Consider the following 16,802-nt stretch of genomic DNA (forward strand, 5'->3'; position numbering starts at 1 on the left):
CCTGGCCCAAATATAGTGGCATGCCCGGTTACTTCATTTCTCAACTACCACACCAAATCACCCTTCAGAGCGTATCAGCGTATTTTCTTGTTAATATTCATTGCAGTGGACTTCGTGGTTTGTTGTACCTATGTTGTACCACCGTTGGATATTGGTACAACAAATCAGCTACATCGTACACATGGCGATCACCGTAACTCCTGTCCTGCGCAAGAGCAAGAAACGCGACAGCGGACGTGCTCCTGTTTGGATTCGTATCACCGCTAACCGGAAGAGCCGGTTTGTATCCACTGGTGTCCAAATCGCACCAGAATACTGGAATGACACAAAGAAGACCGTTCGGAAGACACACGAACTCGCGTCGGCATACAACGCGAAGATACGCCGTGTCAGACTGCAAGCCGAAGAGGCCGCTCTCGAATCTGATAGCGCAGAGGCCGTAAAAACCCAAATAACGAGTAGTGGAGGCAGCTTTACTGCTTACTTTGAGTCGTTTATCGGGCGGCTCAGGGATCGTGACCAGTACTGGGAGCGCAAGAAGTACAATACTACGCTGAACAAGCTACAGGCCACACTGGGCAATCAGATCTCATGGAATGACCTTACGCCTGCTGCCCTCCGCAAACTGGAACGTCACTGCCGTGAGGAGCGCGGTAACAACCCGAATACCACCCGCAAAGAACTGTCTCGTGTACGCCGTGTCATCAATCAGGCGGTTAAGGAACAGCTGCTGGATGCCGGTAGCGACCCATTTCAGGTATACGAGTTGCCAAAGGGCGTAGCGACCGACCGGAGACGGCTCTCCATGGAGAATATGCAGGCGCTCCAAGAACTGGATCCTCCCCCCAGCTCTGATCTGCTACGTGATCGGGATGCGTTCCTTCTTGCGTTTTATGGTGGTGGCGTCCGCTTTGGCGACGTGTGCCGCCTACGCCCTGGTATGGTTGCAGGGGGAAGGTTACGCTACCGGATGATGAAGACCGATAAACCGGTGAGTGTACAACTTCCAGATCCCGCACACGATATCGTAGCGCGTTGGTCCAATGATGACGAGACGCCCTATCTTTTCCCATACTTAGACAAGGGAGACGAACGCGACCCGGTTCACCTGCGCAAGCGCATCTCTGTGTGGAATCAGATGGCGAACCGCAGTCTCAAGAAGTTAGCCGCTCAAGCCGGGATTGAGAACCCCGACGACGTGACTTTTCACGTCGCACGGCACAGCTTTGCGGACCTGGCACGCAAGAGTTCAGGAGATCTGTACGCCGTCAGCAAGGCGTTAGGGCACTCCAATCTCAAGATCACCGAACGCTACCTCTCCTCCTTCGACCAGGACGCCGTTGACAGTCTCACCGATAGCATGTGGAATGATGAGTAATGAATACAGCGAAGACACGCGCGAGTGGCTCCGTGACTTGACTGGAACGTCGTGGTCTTACTCCTTGCCCACACACTGCCTGAGCAGTCGCTACCAGCTTCTACATCCGCAAACATGGCCTTTTCCGGGCGTTCCTGCGTTCACGCAGCGTCCCCCTGAGCGCCTTTTGAGTCCTTTCCTGAGTAATGGAAATCAGATGGTATCCGATTCAGATTGGGGCCTGGCTCAAAACATGGGTATTTCCCTGATTCGCGAGACACGCGAAGAGTTTTGCACATACTTGGACGATGGAGCGCAAGGTGCTCACCGTCTGCGTCAAACAGTTAAGCGGCTCAGCGAGCACACGAAAGAGCTGGCTACTTTGATAAATGAGACATTTCGAGCAACACGTACGATATCTGACAGAGAACAAAAGGCATGGCGTGACAAGATGGATCAGTACCCTGTTGTTGCTCATCACGCAGGGGAGTTGACTCCAGAGACAACGACGCCGGACGAAGCCATGCGCCTGCACAATATTCTGGAGCGAGCTAAGTCTGAGGATGCAAACAGAAACTTAAGAGATATCATACCCAAAGACGCATCCGTAGAAGAACGTGTCTGGCATATTCGATCGGAGCGCTCAGAGACGGCTTCTCTGATCGCTTCAAGGCCGAAAAGGGAGGGAAACGACCTTCTATCTCCGTTCCAAGCTCCTGAGCAACGGATGTGTGTTTCGCTTCCATCGTGGGGATTCGACTGCGGTTTGAATCACATGCCCGTTAACATGACACTCGATCAAGCACTCTTCTACTTTCGGTGCTACGCCGATGACCTTGAAGAGGCTGCTTACTCCTACGGTAATACGCACGCGCTGCTTTATTTCCGGGCATTGATGGCAAAGATGGTACTCCGAGAGTTTGATATGTACGGCAAGGCCGAAGAGTGGCCACCAGGGCACTTCCAGGACTTTGATAACCGGCAGTATGATTTCCATCGGACACGCGAGAAGACCCTCGAACTCCTGAAGGGGTCGAAAGAATTCTGGCGCAAGGAGAGTAACCAGATGGTCCCAAACAAAAAGGCTCTATATGATCACCTACATCTGCTTGAAGAGAGCCCACTGCAAAAAAGTAATGGCGACAACATAGGGTTAGGGCGATACCGGCAGGAATTCGATAATATGGTGTCACCCGAAAAAGAGGAAGAGGCGCGAAACAAGGCTTTTTAGATCCAAAACATTGACCCCATTGAGTTTAAAAGCAAAAATTTTCGTTTAGGCACCGAAATTTTCGCTGTTTGGATGCCCTTCGACATACCATGGACTGCAATAGACAACGAATTATACCATAGCCACGACATGGCAACTGACTCAGACCGCATCATCGTCGCTGATGGCGACACACTCCGCAGCGCACTCGCTGATATCGTACGCGACTCGATGATTCGACACGTCCCCGATGCACTTCGCGAGGCCGATAAGGCTGAATGGCTCCACCCGGATACGGTCAAAGAGCGCTATGGACTCACGAATCGCCAGCTGCAGTACCTCCGCGACAACGAGCGCGTGACGTACAGCCAGCATGGACGACGCATCTGGTACCACCGCGAATCCATCGAGGAGTACTTCGATGAGGGCCGTGTGGATGCACGTGACGTGTAGCGACACGCTTCGTTCTTTTCACAGACAACAATAGAGCCTCATGGTACACCACCGAGCTCCACCAGACAAGGAAAAGCCTCAAGCAGCGCGGCAACGCTGCCTGAGGCCAAATATGGATTCATTCCCAGAGAAGGAAATTCACCAATAGTACTGCTATGAACAAAGATTCCTCTACGGGGATCCGAAGGGATACCCCACTCCAAACTGTATTATCATGCTTAAACAGCGTATCAGAGACCGGCTCGGGCTATCAAGCGCAGTGCCCAGCACATGACGATAGCTCTCCCTCGCTCTCTATTACAGAGGCCGAACCGGGCGGCAAGGTGTTGCTGAAATGTCATGCAAACTGCGATGCGTCCGACGTAGTCCACGCTATGGGCCTGGAATGGCGTGACCTCTTCCCCGATGACGCCGACGCATCTTGGAAGCCGTGGGAAGGCGATCTGGTGGACCGATACACCTACCACGATGCCAACGGCAACCCGCTCTTCCAGGTCGTCCGTTACGAAATGCGGGATCCAGAGCACCCGGCCTACGGGCAGAAGACCTTCCTCCAACATGCATACCTGCCGGACCATCCGGATGCAGGCAAATACGACCGGAAGCCCGGATACGTTAGCGGTCGCCATGACGTGGATCCCGTGCTCTATCGACTGCCGCGTGTACGGAAGGCAATCGACTATAGTGACACGGTATACCTCGTCGAAGGTGAGAAGGACGTCCAGACACTCGAACGACTCGGTCTCACGGCGACATGCAACCCCGGTGGCGCCAGCAAAGGCCCTGATCCGGGTAAGAAGTGGGCTCAATCAATGACTGACACACTTGAAGGCGCTGATGTCGTGTGTCTGCCGGATAATGACACCGCTGGGCGTGACTTCATGAGAGCCATCGCCGACAAGATCGTGCGCTGCGCAACGTCAGTCTGTATTCTCCCGCTTCCACGGCTGCGTGCAAAGGAGGATATGACCGACTGGATAAAGAAACGTGAGGGAAGCCTCCAAGAGCTACGCACACTCGTTAAGGCCACAGATCGGCACCAATGGACGCCGCAGACCGCCACAGATCTCGTCGAATATTGTGAAGCGGAAGGCACTGCTGACGATGTCTTCGAGCACATCGACTTGCTCGCAGCAGTCTCTCCAGATCGGTATCCAAAGCTTAAAAAGCGAATCAAGGCGGCAACCAAGATCAACCTGAATGACCTTCGGAGTGCTGTGGAAGCAACCCGTAAGCGACTGCAGGACGAGGAAGAACGCCAGGAGCAGAAAGCACGGCGGGAGAGACTGGCACAGAAGGCCCCTGTCATCGAAATCTCCGACCGCCCCTCATCGGAAATTGTCGATGAGATCTGCGAGGCTATAAAGATGGCTAACGACCCACCGGAGTTGTACCGACGGTCGGGCATTGCCCGTGTAGAGAAGGACCCTCAAGGAAAGCCTGAGATTGCGCCTGTTGCAGAGCCTGAGCTCGACGACTTCATCAGTCGCTGCACCAACTGCGTCGGAGAAAAGATGAAGCCCCAAGACCCGCCTCTACGCATGGTACGGCGAATCAGACATCTCCTCGACCTTCCTGTGCTGGATGGTATCACGCATGTTCCCATACTGAGACCGGATGGTACAGTCTGTGACACGCCGGGCTACGACGAAGAGACCAATCTTCTGTACTACCTACCGGATGGACACTCGCTCGTCTCGGTCCCTGAAAAGCCTACGGAGCAGGACGTACGGGATGCCCTTAACTTTGTGAACGAGGCATGGTGCGACCACCCCTTTGCCGATCAAGCGAGCCTTGCGGGCGCACTGGCTTTAGCCCTTACCCTGATTGTGCTTCCACTCTTGAAGGGGGCAAACACCCCACTGGCCATCATTGATGCAACCCGCGCTGGATCTGGGAAGAGCCTCCTCGCCATGATCATCGGTATCATAGGCACAGGCATAGTGCCTGCCACAATGAGTGCACCCATAGGCGATGCGGAGTGGCGCAAGCAAATCACCGCCCAGCTGCGCGCCGGAGAGCGGTTTATCATTGTAGATGATGTGAGCGGCACGCTCGACAGTCCATCCCTCCGACGGGCCATTACGTCAGACACTTGGTCCGACCGCATTCTCGGGGTCTCTACGCAGATGCGTGTGCCGTCCACGGCTGTATGGTGTGCCACTGGCAACAATCTACGTCCGAGTGGCGATATGGTGCGGCGCTGCTTTCTCATCCGCCTCGACACGCGTATGGCCAAGCCGTGGACACGTGACGGATTCACCCACCAACAGCCACAGTGGACGAAGGAAAACCGCGCAGAGCTCTCTGCAGCGCTGCTCACCATGGCTCGAAAGTGGGTCGTTGCCGGACGTCCAGAACCGAAAAATGTCCCGGTCTTGGGCTCCTTTGAGCGCTGGCGCACGGTCGTCGGTGGGATCCTGGAGCATGTCGGGGTCAGCGGATTTCTGGGTAATATTGATGAGCTGACCGACAGTGTCTTTGTGGAAGACGACGACTGGGCCCACCTACTCGAAGCCATCCATACGTGGGAAGAATCGCGCTCTGAGATCGGCTTTACCGTACGCGAACTGGCCGGTGCCATGGAAGAGGATATACAGGAAGAAGACTTTATGCGGGATGCCAATCTCAAACGCATCGTCGAGTGGCTCCCCGATGAAATAAGATCTCGTCTGCGCTACCGGGAGCCTATCACGCGCTCACTCGGAAACGCATTTGGCTATCGGAAGGACCGCCGGTTCGCCGGTGGATGGTATCTCACCATCATATCGGATGGCCGAGAGGGGAAGCAGTGGTCGGTGCGACGCGACGAAGAAGAGATCGACGCCACGAATCAAAGTTTGCAACCTACGCGGGGGGGCTCCCCACCTCGTCCAGATGACAAGGTGGGGGGAGGGGGGAACCCAGATCCATCTGAAGATCTGGAGTCGTGGCACCACACATGGGGAGATGAAGATGGATCGGATAACCCACCTGAGGGAGAAATCCCCTTCTAAGGGTGCTCATTCGCCACACAGGGGTAAAAAGTACCGGCTCGTTGTGCCACGACTCCAGAATCCTGGATTGATCGCTTCTAACCCCACCCCCACCTTGAAACCTAAGGTAGAGGGTTGCGAGCACCCGCGCGAAGTGGGAAACTGGAGTCGTAGCACCACAACACAACCCTCTCCGATGTCGCGCACTGTGCGTGGTCATCCGGCACAACCCACTATCATGAGCTGAGGAGAGCAGCCTATCGAATGATAGCTTACACACTAACTTTTACTCAAGCATCTACAAACCATGAATGATCTCGAACTCATACTCGTCCACAATCACAAAGGCGGCACGGGGAAGACCATGCTGGCTGTCCATCTCGCTCTTTATATGGCCGCGCAGGGTCAATCCTGGACGTTCTGGGACGTGGATGCGCAGTGCAACGCCATATCCTGGGCCACCCAGCATGAGTGGGAGGGCGAAGATGGAATCACGATACCAGGTAGTAGGAGCGCAGCCGACCTCATCGCAACGGTCGATCCTCGCCACATAGTAGGGGCATCGCACCTGCTCGTGGACACGCCTCCTGCTGAGTCTATTCTGGACTTTGTCGATCAGCACGTCAAGATCAACACGAAGGATATGGTCATCTGCCCGGTGAATGGGCGACTGTCCATTGACGGTGCAATCAAAGTGGCTGAAGAGATGGCCCACACGGGATGCCGTGTGGTGCTCGTCCCCAATTTCACGGATCCACGCGACACGCACGCTCAGGAAGAGATTGCAGCCATCGAGCAGCTTGTTGACATGACGGATGCCAATGTGGAGGTCTTCCAGATGGCCATCCCGCGAAACGAAAAGTACATGCGGGAAGCGGAGTTGCGTGGCGTTCCTGTATGGGACCTTCCCTACGCCTCTCGAACCTACATGGTCAAAGCCCTCATGGCTTTCTGTGACTGGGTCGCGCGTGGTGCGCCGCCCCATGAGAATCAGCCGGATGCCCATAGCAACGAGCGCTCCTCGTACAACGTATCCTCTTCGCTGAAGAGGCGGTTATGGCGATAAAGCCATGCTACACCCATTAAATCTGCCCGTTTAGGCATCCATGGGCATCTGCTGGCTGCCCATGGATGCCACTGGCTTCAGTTGGTGCCCATTGGATGCCATTGGATTCCATCTGTATCTATCTGCATCCACCGGTATCCATCTGAGTCGATTGGCATCCACTGGTATCACCTGCTCGTTTTCCACAGACATACCCCCTACTCACCATGAACAAGCCATATAAACCCATTACGGGCAACCCACGCCGCAAGACCAAGGGATCCCCAGACGGTGCGGAGCAATCCTCGGAGACGTCTTCCAGGGAGGACTCTTCCACGGAAGAGAAGAGCGCATCCAAGGCAAACAACTCCACTGAACGCAAGCGCCGAGTAGCTGTCACGCCACAAGACCCCGAAGCTCTGAAGGCTATTTCGGAAGATCTCGGCCTCCCACACTCCAAGGTCTATAATCTCGCGTTCAAGGCGCTAATGGAGAAGCTGGGGCGCAGGTAAACAACAATTGAGCCTGCTCATAATGTTGACCATCATCCCTTGACTAAGACTATAAATCCCCATAGCACCCATATGGAGAGGGCCTCAACAAATAAATTGAGCAAGGTATGGATTTAGTGCAGTTGCTACCGATGCTTTCAGTCATTAGATTTTGGGTATCAGATTGTAGGGGCTAGACCCTACACTTTCAATAGTCTCTATAGGGTGACTTACAGTTATGAGCAACAGAAGTGACACTGGGGAATCGATCGATATTGATCAAAACCAGCCTAAGCACCAATTCAATACCTCTATTCGACAGAGCGTTTTAGAACTCCTAAGAGCGGCATCATTCCATGAAGACGAACCCATCTCTGAGATCGTCGAACGGGCAGTCATTAAAGAACTAAACCGGATGCAGAAAGAACGAGAGAGTGAATATGAAGTCTATCCTCCACACCGGATCAAGTGAACATAACAATAGTTTGTAGGTCCTACAAATTTTATATTATGTTGTAGGTTTTTGTTTGAGATAATATCGTCAACCATCGCACTGCAAGGATACAGACATGGAAACTCCGCTCAGGGATATCAAGCCACATTCGTCTATACAATCTTTAGAGATCTCGTTTAGCGATGAGGAACTTGAACGAGAATTTGACCAGCAGTTGGTTGCAAGCCTTGTCGGAATGGATCCCAAGTTTGTTCGCAAAGTAATCGGTACTCGAAGTAAGCGACCTGTAACACTCCGAGAGATTATTGTTTTACTTAGGCAAGATGCTTTCAGAGAGACGTTTGTCCCGCGCAGCAGAATTCCATCCTATCTACTTGACAGGTCATCGGAGTCAGGGGATCTAGATCGTCTTGAAATCGATGACCGTCATTCATTTTTCAAAGGGGACGCAAAGAACTTAATCAGACGTCTCCCTCCTGAGTCTATCCAATCAGTTATAACGTCAACTCCATACTGGGGCCTTCGTCTCTATGACACACATTTCAGTGTCTTGTGGGCAGATGGGGAAACATGCCCATTTGGGCATGAACAAACACCAGAGGGTTTTATCAGACACACCACAGAGATTCTTTTCTATTTGAAAGAGGCTCTAAAAGAAGAGGGATCAATCTGGTGGAATTTGATGGACACCTACAATACACGTACTCAAATTCGCTCGAATGCGAGTGAGACTCTGAACGCAATGAAAGGCAATGACTCCCGAAGCTGGAGCGACTACGATTGTCGACGCTACAGCGCGGGGCACTCTCATCTCAAGGATGGAGAACTGTGCCTAATACCAAATAAAATAGCTGATCGAGCCTCCCGAATCGGATATTGGGTCAAAAGCTTCATTACTTGGAAAAAAGACGGTTCTCTTCCTGAACCTGTTCGAACTAGAGCTACAAGGGAAGGAGAATACATAATACACCTTTCCCTTAAACGAGGCCCGTACTTTGACAAAGATGCTTACCAGCGCCTTTCCCCCCGACTTGGAGGTCAGTACCAAGACTACGAAGCAGATAAAATGACTGACATTTGGTGTTTTCCAACGGCAAGCGGAAAAGATAACCATGGAGCAGCTTTCCCTGTAGCTCTTCCAGGCCGTTGCATAGGTCTCACTTCCCGGAAAGACGACACTATTTTGGACCCGTTTGTCGGATCTGGAACAACCTCTCTAGCAGCACTGCAACTCGGAAGAAAATCTATAGGCTTTGATATTGATGATGATTATCTCGAAACAGCGAAATCCCGGTTGAATGGGGCTCCTATGAATTTAGAGGTGTGAGAACCTTTTCTGAAAGACTTCTTTCCGTCTCACTGTAATCTTGCATCGGGACTCGAAGCTCGTAGACTACCTTTCCTTCCAAAGTGCGGCGCCGGTTTAGACTCTCTTCGTGACGAGAAGGGAGAATTAACATACCTGTATCGCAGTCAAAGGCGTCTAGATAGGTAGCAAGTTGATAGTAATCCGATGACTCTATCCGATGAGCATCCGGCTTGTATTTAACATCTATGACGAGCTGATCGCCCTTCGCATCAGACACCAAAATATCTGGCTCCATAGTACAAGTCCCATCAAGAAAAAGGCTGGGAGCTTGACTGCTTCCTGCGACCTTTTTCACTGTGAGACCTTGAGGAGACAGTGCTCTGGAAATCGTTCTCCGCGTGTAGCGCTCGAAGAGAAGATCCATGTTCGTAACTAAAGCCTCCGCCTCAACAAGCTCTGTATGGTCAAACTGAATATTGCCTTGTGCTAAGATGAGACGGGCCATAACCAAGGCAGGAATGTAATACGCTCTCGGTCCAGTATAGCGCCCCGAAATAAGACCGTTGACCACTTGCTGAAAATCAGCGAAGCTCAATCTCCTGTCTGAACAATTTGCCCAACGCGCAAGAGCGGGTGCTTCCGTCGATGATGCAACCCCCAAATTGAGTAGTTGAGCTGCCGCAGCAGAGAGCATCCGATTTTCTGCTGTCTCGAACGTCTTCTCAGAATACCTACAGTGAACGGGACGGGGCTCCCTGCGGGCTACCGATTTGAGAGTAGGGAGAACCTCAAGATGTCCACGCACAAAACCCAGTTGGTCTCTTCGCCGTCTCCGCTCCGGCATTAAGCTCTCTTTTTCAATCTGTCGCAGCTTAGCAGCGTAGGGGCGTTTGAGAAGTTGCATCCAAGACCCGTCTCCCTGGTCATAGGCGATTTGGGCCAGCTCATCAAACTCAGCACCAACAGAATTCGCTAACCCTTCCGAGACAACAAGCATCCGAGAGAACATCCTTCTCCCGACACGAGGAGTGAGGTAAAGTACACGGTCTCCTTTAAGCGGAATAGCGCCTACATAGGGTCCAACTTTTACATGAACCGTCTTTCCCTGGCCCGCTTTCACCACTCTTGGTGTTACATATTCATATGCTGCAGCGGGTAGCCAATCTAACTCAAAATTAACGATTTCAGTTGTCGAATTATCAGGGGCCTCGAAAACGTCCATTACTGCCCGAACAGTTGATCTACCTTTTCATCGATCGCATCTAGCTCATCTTCTCTGTAACCCTCCAAATGCTTTTGCAAAATCGGCCTAATTCGAGTCATATAGAAATCGAGTGGAGGCGTATCAGGAGTTAACGAAGCAAAATAACCATGCCCTACAGGGTGGTAATCTTGGATAAACGCGAATAGCTCAAGCCAGTCATCTGCCTCACCTACTCCGTTTTGGTTGAGGATATCAGTGAGTTGCTCAACTCTTGGAGGGAACTCTACAGCGTCCATACGACCAAACAGAGCATCGTCAATATTCTCTGTCGAGCGGTCAAGTGTATTCATCGTACAGATGATGACTGTGTCTTCTGGGATAAAAAAGGAATCGCCATCTTTGAGAGCTATCGCATGGTCTGGACCTCTGTAGGCCTCTTCGATTAATGAAAAAACTTCCCCGATTGCCTGGCTGAAATCAGTTCGGTTAATCTCTTCCAACACTATATAGTCCTTCTCATCCTCGATAGCCTTTCGAAGCGGACCAGATTTGTATTTCCACTCCCCTCCAGGATGAGGTCTAAGCCCAACGATTAAGTCGTCATACCCCCAACCCTCGTGAATTTGTATTCGCTCAGATTCCGAATCTGATAATACTTGCAAGCATGCTCTGGTCTTTCCCGTTCGAGGAGGACCATACAGCAAAACGGCTTTTGAACCTCTTTCGAGAACACTTTTCAGTCGTTCTTGAGGATCGGAAACTAACCAATTTGGCTTATCAACTGCTGTAGTCACGCGCGTTTTAACTTTTGTGATATGTTCTTCCATTGTTTGCTCTATGACTTTCGCCTTTTGCGAACCTTCTTCAATTGCTTCCAAGACAATGGTTTGCAAATCATTGTCAGACAATGGACTATGATTGGTTTCTACATCCCAATCAGGTTCGCCCGAGACGAATATATTTTGCACTTCCCCAGTCGTTAAGCTCAAATCTCGCTTCAAAGCCTCCCGAAAACTTCGCGCATCAGGATTCTCAGGGACCGATTCTTGCCGATAGTACCATACCCCAAATGGGACAATCGGTATTGTGACACGTGTATCCTCGCTCAAAGCGAAACCATCTTCCCCCTGACCTAAACCCTGCGGATAGTTTCGACCAGGCTTTACCTTCACTACATTATCATGCCCCTTCTCAATTTTGAGGTAGCTTGTGGGATCCACCGTGACCACTGATCCGCTTTCCGCCCACCTGACTAAGTTTGTCTGTATGATAGAGCGGCTGGCATCTTCCTTCATTGTTATAAATCTCTTCGTGTGAGAGAACGGGACGAAGAAACTCCCTTCAGGATCACCGTATCCGAAAAGCCTTTCCAATGCCGATGTCGAGTTGCTTGTGTTTATTGAGACTGGATTATCTGCGGTCATCCCCATCTGCTTGAGCACAAGCCAAATTTTCAGCATATGGCCGGCTGTACCCTTTAGATTCTCAATGGCGTTTTTTAGAGAGTTGCTAGATACATATGGCATAAGTGGCTTAGGTTTTGAGATTTTCTCTACCTTAAAATAGGCTTGTACTCCAAAATCCAATCTGTCTGCCTTCCAGGACCACTTGTGCAAGAATCGCCAAATTCTATAATGGGCCCTGGTGTCAGTGGATACTCCTCACGGATACGTTTTGGAGGCCAAATGGCATCCCGAATAGCAAAGGTAATGTGTCGATTACGTGTCTCTTGTTCGGTAAGACTAATATCCGACATAAAATGGGTAGACGGGGCCTGAGAGACAACTGGTACACAACATGATGTAGATACAAATTACCATAAACCTCACAAAAAGGATGATACCCGGATGTCAAAAGACAAGATTGTTGTACCTACGTTGTACCACTGATCTAATAAACCCCTGCAAAACAGGGGTTTACGCAAAACTATAGTGGGCCCTCCTGGATTCGAACCAGGGACCTCCTGCTTGTAAGGCAGGCGCTCTAAACCAACTGAGCTAAGGACCCATGCGCCGACTATTATGCACAAGCATGGTGTACAATGTCAAGCATTGCAGCCACGTTCCCACACTTTCCACAAAGCCTCCGTCGTGTCTTGGCGATCTCTTCGCACGTATCCCGTAAAACAACTACGCGAAGGCTCCGTTGGAATACGTCGCTTGTTATCATTGTGATCATAGATCAATCTGTCTACTATGCCAAAACGCACGTATCAACCCAGCCGCAAGAAGCGGAAGAACAAGCACGGCTTCCGCAAGCGCATGAAAACCAAAAATGGACGCAAGATTCTGAAGCGCCGCCGCAAGAAAGGACGCAAGAACCTGACGGTAAGCGATACGTCGTCTGGTAAGCCTGTATAGCGCTTCCTTGTTTGCCGGTGCCGCACTGATATGTCCGATTCAGCCCGTCGCTACACGTTTCCGCGTACGCACCGGCTCAAACGAAAGCGGCTCATTGCGTCGCTTTTTGACCGCTCACGTGCTGACGTGGGAACGGAAGCGCACGGATGCGTGCGCATGCTCTACCGATGGGCAACGCCCGAAGAGGTCGGCCACGACGTCCCTGTCCAAATTGGGTTTGCCCCCGGCAGGCGCCACGCCACCAACGTGCAGCGCACCCGGGTGCGCCGGCATATGCGTGAAGCGTATCGGCAGCATCAGTACATGCTACGCGACGGCCTTCCGAGTACCGGACTGCCTCTTATCGCAATGATGCTGTTTCGCGGGCGCTCCGATCGCGCCGACACGTGTATCTGGCGTGATGTGCCTGCCGTATTACAGAAAGTCGCAGCGGCCCTCCCTGAACACGATTAACGCGCTGCGGCGTTCTTCCTATGCTTGCCTGTTGCTCCTGAAACAGACAAGCCCTCCGTCTCGATTGTATCTTTTAGCCCCTCGGCTGCCTTGTCTACGCTGCGTAACCAACCGTCTTCCGAAGACCAGCGCAATATCCTGATTGCCACGCTGCTCTTCGGACTCATCATGTTTGGGTGGCTCATCTGGTATGGCCCCGAATCGCCCGAGCCGTCTCCCGACGATGAAACGGCAGAGGTCGAATCGCCCGCCCCCGAGACTACAACCCCCGACGATGCTGAGCCGCTCACCGATGCCGACCGACCTGCAGACGACCCAGAGAGCCCTGATGCTCCAGACGCTGAAGCGGCCCCCGCCGACCCGCCGTCTGATCCGGCCACCGCACGCGCTACCTCGGGGGAAGCGCGTACCATCACGGTCATATCCGAAGAGTATACAGCCGAATTCTCTACGCGGGGCGGCGTCATCGAACGATTCACTCTGCTGGGCTACACCAAATTCGACCGCGAGAGTCCGGTGAACATAGTCGACGCACCAGGAAGCGGCGTGCCCGGCGTCACGTTCATGACGCCTTCCAGCCATCTGGTGGATACGCGCTCCCTATACTTCGCCTCGGATGCCCCTGACACGCTGCGTGTTGAATCGGGCGAGGAAGCATCGCTTACGTTCGAAGCGACCCTTGGCCCCGAAGGCGAAGGGTCGCTCAGCTATACCTACACCTTCACAGCCGACCCGTACGATCTCAACTTCGAGATCGCCCAGCAGAACCCCGCCTCATTCGCTACACGGGATGGGTACGAGGTCGTGTGGGACTACGGCGTGCCCTTCACGGAAGACGACCCTGAAGGCGAACGCATCGACTCGGGCGTCTATGCCCACTCCGGGGGGTCGCTGGAGCGGCTCGTGTACGACGACGACGCATTCGCCGAAAACCGTCTTTCTGGATCCGTAAGCTGGGTCGGGCACCGAAGCAAGTACTTCACCACGGTGCTCATGCCCGACGACGAGCGGTCCGTTGAAGGCGCTGAACTTATCCGCGAAGAGGGGGCCGCTCAGACCATTGCAGGCGGCGAAGGCACCGAGGCCCGCCTGTTTTTCCCCTCCTCGTCGTCTGATGTCGACGTGCAGTCGTTCTCGCTCTACATGGGGCCGATCGACTACTACAACCTGGCGGCGTACGGGCGCAGCCTGTACGACATGGTGAACTACGGCTGGGCCATCTTCGCATGGATCACACGTCCGCTCGCTACCTTTGTGTTCATCCCTGCGCTTACCTACCTGGGCGGCGTATTTCCAAATTACGGGCTCGTCATCATTCTGCTGGCGGTCCTGATCAAGGTGGTCGTCTACCCGCTCACCAAGTCTTCGTACCGCTCCATGGCGAAGATGCGTGATCTGAAGCCAGAGATGGATAAGATCAAGGAGAAGTATGAGGACGACATGGAGAAGCAGCAGCAGGAGATGATGAAGCTCTACCGCGAGTCGGGGGTTAACCCGATTGGTGGCTGTCTGCCTATGTTCTTGCAGTACCCCATCATTATTGCGCTCTACCTCTACATCCCACAGTCGGTGCAGCTGCGGCAAGAGAGCTTCCTGTGGGCCGCTGACCTGTCGGCGCCAGACCCCATTCTTCAGCTTCCGTTCAGCATTCCGTTTTACGGCGATTACGTAGCTGGATTTACGCTTCTGATGGGTGTCTCTATGATCTTTACGATGCGCATCCAGATGAGTAGTACCGGAAGCACCGGGGCCCAGGCCAAGGTCTTCATGTACGTGCTGCCGTTCTTCATCTTCTTCATCTTCAACCGGTTCGCCTCAGCGCTGAGTCTTTATTATCTGTTCTACAACGTAGTGACTGCTGCGCAGCAGAAGTACATCTACTGGCAGCTTGATAAGGAGAAAGAACAGCAGCCCGATACGCCATTCAACGGCACGAGCAACGGCAAGGAATCAGACGGGTGGTTCTCGCGCCTGCTCAAGAAAGCCGAAGAGGCTCAGAAAGAGGCTCAGAAGCGCAAATAAGCAGGTCCTTTCATAGACACACGACGCGTCTGCCTTCATGCCTGCCGAGTCTGATACCATCGCTGCCATTGCCACGGCACGCGGACGTGCAGCGCTTGCCATTATTCGTGTATCGGGGCCTGAGGCCCGTGCCATCGTGAACGAGCGCTTTCGGGGATCCAACCTCACGGAAGTGCCTTCGCACACCGCACACGTCGGGTACGTGGTGGATGCGAACGATGAGGAGCTTGATCAGGTGGTTATCACGGTCTTTCAGGGGCCACGCTCTGCTACGGGCGAGGATGTCGTTGAGGTGTCGTGCCACGGCGGCGACCTGGCGCCGCAGCTTGTGCTCGATGCGCTCCTCCAGGCTGGTGCACGCATGGCCGAGCCCGGCGAGTTCACCGAGCGCGCCTTTCTGAATGGCAAGCTTGACCTGGCCCAGGCCGAAGCCGTCGCGGATCTTATCCACGCCTCGTCGGAGCAGGCGCACCGCGTATCCATGCAACACCTGCGCGGGCGCTACTCCGACCGCCTCTCCAACCTGCGCGAGGAACTGCTCGACCTCTGCGCGCTTATGGAGTTGGAGATCGACTTCTCTGAAGAAGACGTCGAGTTTGCCGACCGCGAGCGCCTCACCTCCCTGCTCAGCGCGGCGCAGCGGCTTGTCTCCACGCTGCTCGACTCGTACCGCACCGGCGAACTGCTGCGCGACGGCGTGCGTGTGGTGATTGGTGGGCGACCCAACGCAGGCAAATCCACCTTGCTGAACGCGCTCGTGGGCCGCGACCGCGCCATTGTGAGCGCCACGCCCGGCACCACGCGCGACGAGATCGAAGCCGAGGCCGAGCTTGATGGGCTCCTCTTCCGCTTTGTGGATACGGCCGGCCTGCGCGACACTTCCAATCAGATCGAAGCCGAAGGCGTGCGCCGCGCCGAAGCCTCCATTCGCGAGGCCGACGTGCTGCTTTACGTCTACGACCAGCAGCGCGGACTCGACGCCGATGAGCGCGCGTTCCTCCAAGAGCTATCGGATGCGGAGCCGTCGGTGCCTACCGTTGTTGTTGCCAACAAATCCGACATGGTTGAGACCTCACGCACGCCCGATCTCGACGTGGGGCATGCGCTGTCCTTCTCCGCACTGGACGCGTTCGACGACGCGGACGAGCTCGACCGCCTTACCACTGCGCTTCTCGACCAGGTCGATGCCGACTTGCGCGACACTGAAGCCTCGGCTGTTGTCATGAACAAGCGCCATCGTCAGCATCTGCAAGAGGCCCAGACCGCGCTTCAGCGTGCGCAAACCGCCTACAATGAAGGCGTATCAAGCGATCTACTCACGCTCGACCTGCGCGAGGCACTGCACGCCCTTGGCGCCATCACCGGCGAGGTCACCAACGAAGACGTGCTTGGCCAGATCTTCTCGCAGTTCTGTATCGGAAAGTAAGCGGTTCTCTCAGGCAGCTGCCTCACTACGCGTCGCGCTGGCA

Annotated in this window: 13 protein-coding genes and 1 tRNA gene; 11 read left to right on the forward strand and 3 right to left on the reverse strand. The window is 53.6% G+C overall.

Features of this window, described 5'->3' with window-relative positions:
- Positions 1–181 precede the first annotated feature (181 nt).
- The 7 genes from ACZ48V_RS00005 to ACZ48V_RS00035 all read left to right on the forward strand — a co-directional run bounded on the left by ACZ48V_RS00005 (position 182) and on the right by ACZ48V_RS00035 (position 9,312).
- Complete coding sequence (locus ACZ48V_RS00005) at positions 182–1,378, forward strand: tyrosine-type recombinase/integrase (RefSeq protein WP_464540444.1); 1,197 nt, start codon at positions 182–184, stop codon at positions 1,376–1,378.
- Between the two features lie 196 nt (positions 1,379–1,574).
- Positions 1,575–2,588 carry a hypothetical protein gene (locus tag ACZ48V_RS00010; RefSeq protein WP_464540446.1) on the forward strand — a complete coding sequence of 338 codons (1,014 nt, stop codon included), beginning with the start codon at positions 1,575–1,577 and terminating at the stop codon, positions 2,586–2,588.
- 129 nt (positions 2,589–2,717) lie between these two features.
- Entirely contained in the window at positions 2,718–3,020 is a 303-nt protein-coding gene (locus ACZ48V_RS00015; RefSeq protein WP_464540448.1) for a hypothetical protein, read from the forward strand.
- A 374-nt stretch (positions 3,021–3,394) separates the two neighbouring features.
- Positions 3,395–6,016, forward strand: coding sequence for a hypothetical protein (locus tag ACZ48V_RS00020; RefSeq protein ID WP_464540450.1), 2,622 nt, complete (start codon positions 3,395–3,397; stop codon positions 6,014–6,016).
- Positions 6,017–6,302: 286 nt separating this feature from the next.
- Positions 6,303–7,061, forward strand: a complete 759-nt coding sequence (locus ACZ48V_RS00025) for a ParA family protein (protein WP_464540452.1) — start codon at positions 6,303–6,305, stop codon at positions 7,059–7,061.
- Positions 7,062–7,267: 206 nt separating this feature from the next.
- Positions 7,268–7,552: a hypothetical protein gene (locus tag ACZ48V_RS00030; protein WP_464540454.1), complete on the forward strand. Its 285-nt coding sequence runs from the start codon at positions 7,268–7,270 to the stop codon at positions 7,550–7,552.
- 548 nt (positions 7,553–8,100) lie between these two features.
- Entirely contained in the window at positions 8,101–9,312 is a 1,212-nt protein-coding gene (locus ACZ48V_RS00035) for a DNA-methyltransferase (RefSeq protein ID WP_464540456.1), read from the forward strand.
- Here the strand turns inward: ACZ48V_RS00035 and ACZ48V_RS00040 are convergent.
- From ACZ48V_RS00040 to ACZ48V_RS00050, 3 genes are all read right to left on the reverse strand, one after another.
- A complete protein-coding gene (locus ACZ48V_RS00040) occupies positions 9,293–10,516 on the reverse strand; it encodes a 5-methylcytosine restriction system specificity protein McrC (RefSeq protein WP_464540458.1) in 1,224 nt (407 codons plus the stop codon). The two genes, ACZ48V_RS00035 and ACZ48V_RS00040, sit on opposite strands and share 20 nt — an antisense overlap.
- A complete protein-coding gene (locus ACZ48V_RS00045; RefSeq protein WP_464540460.1) occupies positions 10,516–12,024 on the reverse strand; it encodes an AAA family ATPase in 1,509 nt (502 codons plus the stop codon). Before ACZ48V_RS00045 ends, ACZ48V_RS00040 begins: the two co-directional genes overlap by 1 nt.
- Positions 12,025–12,430: 406 nt before the next feature.
- Positions 12,431–12,505 (reverse strand) — tRNA-Val (locus tag ACZ48V_RS00050).
- Between the two features lie 188 nt (positions 12,506–12,693).
- Here ACZ48V_RS00050 and rpmH point away from each other — a divergent pair.
- The 4 genes from rpmH to mnmE all read left to right on the forward strand — a co-directional run bounded on the left by rpmH (position 12,694) and on the right by mnmE (position 16,759).
- The gene (gene rpmH / locus ACZ48V_RS00055) at positions 12,694–12,858 is read left to right on the forward strand and encodes a 50S ribosomal protein L34 (RefSeq protein ID WP_410335954.1); all 165 of its coding nucleotides are present in this window, start codon (positions 12,694–12,696) and stop codon (positions 12,856–12,858) included.
- Positions 12,859–12,888: 30 nt separating this feature from the next.
- Positions 12,889–13,311 carry a ribonuclease P protein component gene (locus tag ACZ48V_RS00060; RefSeq protein ID WP_464540462.1) on the forward strand — a complete coding sequence of 141 codons (423 nt, stop codon included), beginning with the start codon at positions 12,889–12,891 and terminating at the stop codon, positions 13,309–13,311.
- Positions 13,312–13,401: 90 nt separating this feature from the next.
- Positions 13,402–15,333, forward strand: coding sequence for a membrane protein insertase YidC (gene yidC / locus ACZ48V_RS00065; protein WP_464540464.1), 1,932 nt, complete (start codon positions 13,402–13,404; stop codon positions 15,331–15,333).
- Between the two features lie 37 nt (positions 15,334–15,370).
- Positions 15,371–16,759 (forward strand): tRNA uridine-5-carboxymethylaminomethyl(34) synthesis GTPase MnmE, encoded by a 1,389-nt coding sequence (gene mnmE / locus ACZ48V_RS00070; RefSeq protein WP_464540466.1) that lies wholly within the window; start codon positions 15,371–15,373, stop codon positions 16,757–16,759.
- The last annotated feature ends 43 nt before the right edge of the window (positions 16,760–16,802 follow it).

This window comes from Longimonas haloalkaliphila, assembly GCF_055379825.1.